Annotated in this window: 6 protein-coding genes; 3 read left to right on the forward strand and 3 right to left on the reverse strand. The window is 47.8% G+C overall.

Annotation, left to right across the window (positions count from 1 at the left end; genetic code table 11):
- Nucleotides 1-123: 123 nt before the first annotated feature.
- Together F8N00_RS16575 and F8N00_RS16580 are read right to left on the reverse strand one after the other, a co-directional pair.
- Nucleotides 124-450, reverse strand: coding sequence for a hypothetical protein (locus F8N00_RS16575; protein WP_023468319.1), 327 nt, complete (start codon nt 448-450; stop codon nt 124-126).
- 159 nt (nt 451-609) lie between these two features.
- Nucleotides 610-1,614: a helix-turn-helix transcriptional regulator gene (locus F8N00_RS16580; RefSeq protein WP_035397361.1), complete on the reverse strand. Its 1,005-nt coding sequence runs from the start codon at nt 1,612-1,614 to the stop codon at nt 610-612.
- A gap of 113 nt (nt 1,615-1,727) precedes the next feature.
- Between F8N00_RS16580 and F8N00_RS16585 the strand changes: the two genes are divergently transcribed.
- Nucleotides 1,728-2,579: an alpha/beta fold hydrolase gene (locus tag F8N00_RS16585; RefSeq protein WP_055968118.1), complete on the forward strand. Its 852-nt coding sequence runs from the start codon at nt 1,728-1,730 to the stop codon at nt 2,577-2,579.
- Here F8N00_RS16585 and F8N00_RS16590 read toward each other — a convergent pair.
- Nucleotides 2,567-3,235, reverse strand: a complete 669-nt coding sequence (locus F8N00_RS16590) for a hypothetical protein (RefSeq protein ID WP_023468317.1) — start codon at nt 3,233-3,235, stop codon at nt 2,567-2,569. The two genes, F8N00_RS16585 and F8N00_RS16590, sit on opposite strands and share 13 nt — an antisense overlap.
- A gap of 145 nt (nt 3,236-3,380) precedes the next feature.
- Here F8N00_RS16590 and F8N00_RS16595 point away from each other — a divergent pair, with 145 nt between their 5' ends.
- Nucleotides 3,381-3,917 carry a flavodoxin family protein gene (locus F8N00_RS16595; RefSeq protein ID WP_035397365.1) on the forward strand — a complete coding sequence of 179 codons (537 nt, stop codon included), beginning with the start codon at nt 3,381-3,383 and terminating at the stop codon, nt 3,915-3,917.
- A 79-nt stretch (nt 3,918-3,996) separates the two neighbouring features.
- A partial coding sequence (locus tag F8N00_RS16600; protein ID WP_421018607.1) for a hypothetical protein occupies nt 3,997-4,214 on the forward strand: 218 nt, incomplete at its 3' end.

Raw genomic sequence — 4,214 nt, forward strand, 5'->3', positions numbered from 1 at the left:
GACGATGGCACCGACAGGAATCACGAGCGGCATCCAGTCGAGGATATACTGTGCGTTCATCGTATCCCCCCTTACCTAGCAAGCTATAAGCGTAGCATATGCCAATTGTTAGGGAGTTGCAAGTCACAGTCGGGGCAGAAGTTCGTTAGCAAGTGAGTAATAAATCAGCACACTTGTCGAAAGGATGTATCCGATCAATAAAAGCGGTGTGAATTTAGGTTTCATGCGTCGTTCGATCAAGCGTAACGAGCCGATGGTGACGACAAGAGCGACGACCGGACTGAATCCGAATACGACGATATCTAAGGATGTCACGACATCTTCTGGAAACACGAGATGAAAGACAAAAAGTGAGAATAAGTACCACGATGTATAGGATAGACAAACGAAGAAGAGGAAAGTAGCTAGTTTCCGCATCCCGTTTGATTGGCTTTTTTCCATCTGTTGCATGTCGTTCCTCCTACATAAGTATCAGATATCCTTAATAGTAACTGGAACTATTCGCTTAAAATATTCAAATATGAATATCCGACAAAAAACGACAAAAAGTTTTTTTCTCGATAATTAAAAAAAGCAAGATCCACGGTCAAGTGAACCTTGCTTCAACTCTTAAAGAGCAGGTGTTTCGACTTGATACATCGTCGCAAGACCTGCCACCTTGTTCTTGAATGTCTCCCGGCGTTCGACAGGTGCAATGATTTCCGCCTGATTGCCGAATTGAATCAGCCACATCATGAACCCGTCGGAAAAGAGCGCATCGACCTTGACTTCGAACCAGAGGTCATCGAGACGACGGCAGCGGATATCCGTTCCGAACCGGTCGACGACGGTCGGCATTAGACTTTCCTGAAATTTAAGCGTCAATTGCTCGTTCTCTCCCCCATACATGTTGAACATGTTACTTAAGTAACTCGGCTCGACATGGACCGGTTCTTCCATCGGTTCAAACGCTTTACAATTGACGATTCGGTCGACCCGGTACGTCCGAATCTCTTTGATCCGCTCATCACGTCCAATCAAATAGTAATTTCCGTTATCCATCAACAGGTGAGCCGGAGAAACGAGGTAATGCTCGCCATCTTTCCGTAACTCGAACTTTCGCGTCCGTTCGTTAAACTTTCCTTGGTACTGGAAACTGATGACGAACTCATCACTGATAGCTTTCTGGATCGTATCGATCGAGCGCGACGTCATTCCTTTTGGTTTTTTGACAGTATGTAGTACCGGCTGGAGAGACTCCGCCATCTTATCACTCGTCAACGACTGAATCGTCTGAACGAGCGACGTCGTCTCACTTTCCGAAATAAACTTCGCACTGGCGATGGCATCGACCAGCAATCGGAGTTGATGATGCTCAAAGGGACGACTGACGAGATGATACGGAATGGCAAGTCCATTCTTCGTCTCTTCCGCCACGACGTCAAAACCTGATTTGGCAAGTGCCGCAATATCATCCTTCAACGATTTTCGGGATAGCTTCTCGATCAGTCCTCGTTTCGAGAGTTCCGTGCTCAATTGCTCAAGCGTCAACGTATGGTCTTCATCCGACTGACGTTCGAAGATTTCTCGTACAGCAAGTAAGCGGTCACGGTTCGTTAATTTTTCGTTAGACACTACGCATCCTCATTTCCTAAGTCACAATGGTTTGGTTATACTTTACAGTATACATGAAAATAAACACGAGATTAACAATAAAATGGTAAAAATTAAGAGATAGGAGAATTGGGATGCATTATATCGCAGAATGGAACGGTCAGCGTTTTGAATACCGGGATAGCGGGAGTGGTCCCGTCATTTTATTAATTCATGGTACACAATCGGATTACCGAGAAGTCTACCATGTCGAGAAGTTAATCGCGGCAGGATATCGCGTCATCGTACCGTCACGCCCCGGGTACGGACAAACCCCACTTCAGCTCGCTGATAGTCCAGAGGCGCTCGCAACATTCTATTCTAAGTGGCTTGCTTCCCGTCAGATTAAACAGTACACCGTTTATGGCATCTCTGCCGGCGGACCGACGGCAATCGCGCTTGCTGGAATGGATCCAGGCGTCCATGCCCTTGTCTTAGCGTGTGCGATGACGCACCGGATTTCCCTGCCGTACCATCGTCTTCTGATCCAACCGGTCTTACAACGTCCTTTACAGTTCATCCAGTGGGGGCTTTGGACGTATGTGAAGGATAAGATACGCAAGTTTCCTGAAGAAGCAGCAGTTCGGATGGTCGAGATGACGAGTCTGTTACCACGCGAAACGATCCGTACCCACATTAGTGAGACGGATGCGTCGTTATTATATGAAGTTGGTCTTCAAAATGGTCCTGGGCGAGGTGTCTTGTTTGATATCACACAAGACATCGAACGAGAACGGCTTGAAGCCGTCACGTGTCCCGTCTTGATCGTCCATTCGAAGTCAGACCGCGCTGTTCCGTTCGAGCATTCGGAACACGCACGACGGAGCATTCCTCACGCGCAGTTCATTGAATCGAAAAGTCCTGGTCACCTGATTTGGATTGGTCCATCCGCACGTCGAGATGAACGGATGATCGAACGATTCATCGCCTTCAATCAGATGACTTGAAGGCGGAGCCGCATTTTTAGCTTCTCATCATCTTCCTCGATCGCAATCAGACCACGACGCGTCAGTTCACCAATCGCACGACGCGTCCGGTCTTGATTAAGTCGGGCACAGCGGGCAATCTCAGCGATGCCCATCCGACATGACAGTTGGTTCGCCTTAATCTTTGATGAAGGCTTCGCGACAGAGCGTTGTAAGAGGCGCCAAAAGACATGGCGGGCATCCTCTGATAAAGCATAGGCATTTTTCTCGATCACCGGTGGCATGTAACGAACGTCTTCTCGAATCCGGCGAATCAGATAGAGACTGAGCCATTCTTCAAGCTCCGCTTGAATTCGTGAGAATTCGAACCACCAAAGCTGCTCGAGTGCCTCTTCTTCTTTCGTTGCCAGCTGCCAGCTAGCAGGAATCTCATCAAACTCTTCCTCGAGCCAGTCTTCGTAGTCGAGTGCCGTCTCATACAAGACTTGTGACGGAATCTGCTCGAGTGACGTCCGATTTTTATAGATATCAAAGCTCATCCGTCGAAAATGTTCGACGGATGCAGCCACTTGGCTCAAATGAATTAATTGTTTCGTAATGAGGCGCGCCAGTCCATCCATCTCGAGGTGGATGGCATATAAGTGTTTTTCTAGCGCAATGAGCGTGCTTCTCTCCATTCGACTGTTCCTCCCCTATTTGTTTTTCGTCTTCTTGTCTTTTTCCGCAAAACCCTTATTCAAAACCAATTGTGAGCATATCGGTGTATTGACAGTGCAGTTTGGAATAGAATAGAACAATCGAATTCAAAAGGAGATGCACGATATGTATACAATTTTTGGTAGCTCACGTAAAGGAAACAGTGAATGGCTCGGGGAACAAGCATTGAAAGGAATCCCTCATGTTGCTGTCGATTTGGCGAACGTCTCGATTCAGCCGATTGAAGACCGCCGTCATCACGGAGGCTTTTTGCCGATTGGCGATGACTATCGCCGGATCGTCGAAGAGATGCTTGAACACGATGACATCCTGTTCATCACTCCGATTTACTGGTACTCGATGTCGACGAAGATGAAATTATTCATTGACCGATTCAGCGAGTCACTGCGCGATGAAGAACTTGAATTCAAACGTCGGATGGCAGGGAAACGATTCCACTTGATTGCGGTCGGAGGAGATAATCCACGCGTCAAAGGACAAGCACTCGTCACGCAGTTCGAGCATATCGCATCGTTCCTTGGCGCAACGCTTGAGACAGCGATTCTTGCCGAAGGGAATGCACCAGGTGAGGTCGAGCACGATCAAGAAGCGATTGCCGCAATCGAGGCGTTTCGTGAAAAAATGTCAGGAGCACGTGTTTAAGCACTGTTCGTGAAGGGAAATAACTGAAGCAGAGCGCACGACTATCTAGCGTACGACTCAATTCAGGAGGTGGTCAGCCATGTTCGCATCTAAAAAACGATCGAATCGCAAGTGGAAACAACTGACTTCACGCCAGCATATCCTTCATCTTGAACATCTGTATCAATCACGCGAAGAGACGATCGTTCGTGATCGCCTCTCCTTACAACACATCATGGAACGTGCAGTCCGGACCGGACAGACGGTCCACGTCCGATTAAAACAACTCGATACGGTATCCGGTTCGATCCAAGCGAT

This window comes from Exiguobacterium sp. A1_3_1 (assembly GCF_048985645.1).
Classification (GTDB): Bacteria; Bacillota; Bacilli; order Exiguobacteriales; family Exiguobacteriaceae; genus Exiguobacterium_A; species Exiguobacterium_A indicum.

Coding starts and splice junctions, on each gene's coding strand:
- F8N00_RS16590 (WP_023468317.1), bottom strand. CDS start 3,235: ATGGAGAGAAGCACGCTCATTGCGCTAGAAAAACACTTATATGCCATC.
- F8N00_RS16595 (WP_035397365.1), top strand. CDS start 3,381: ATGTATACAATTTTTGGTAGCTCACGTAAAGGAAACAGTGAATGGCTC.
- F8N00_RS16585 (WP_055968118.1), top strand. CDS start 1,728: ATGCATTATATCGCAGAATGGAACGGTCAGCGTTTTGAATACCGGGAT.
- F8N00_RS16575 (WP_023468319.1), bottom strand. CDS start 450: ATGCAACAGATGGAAAAAAGCCAATCAAACGGGATGCGGAAACTAGCT.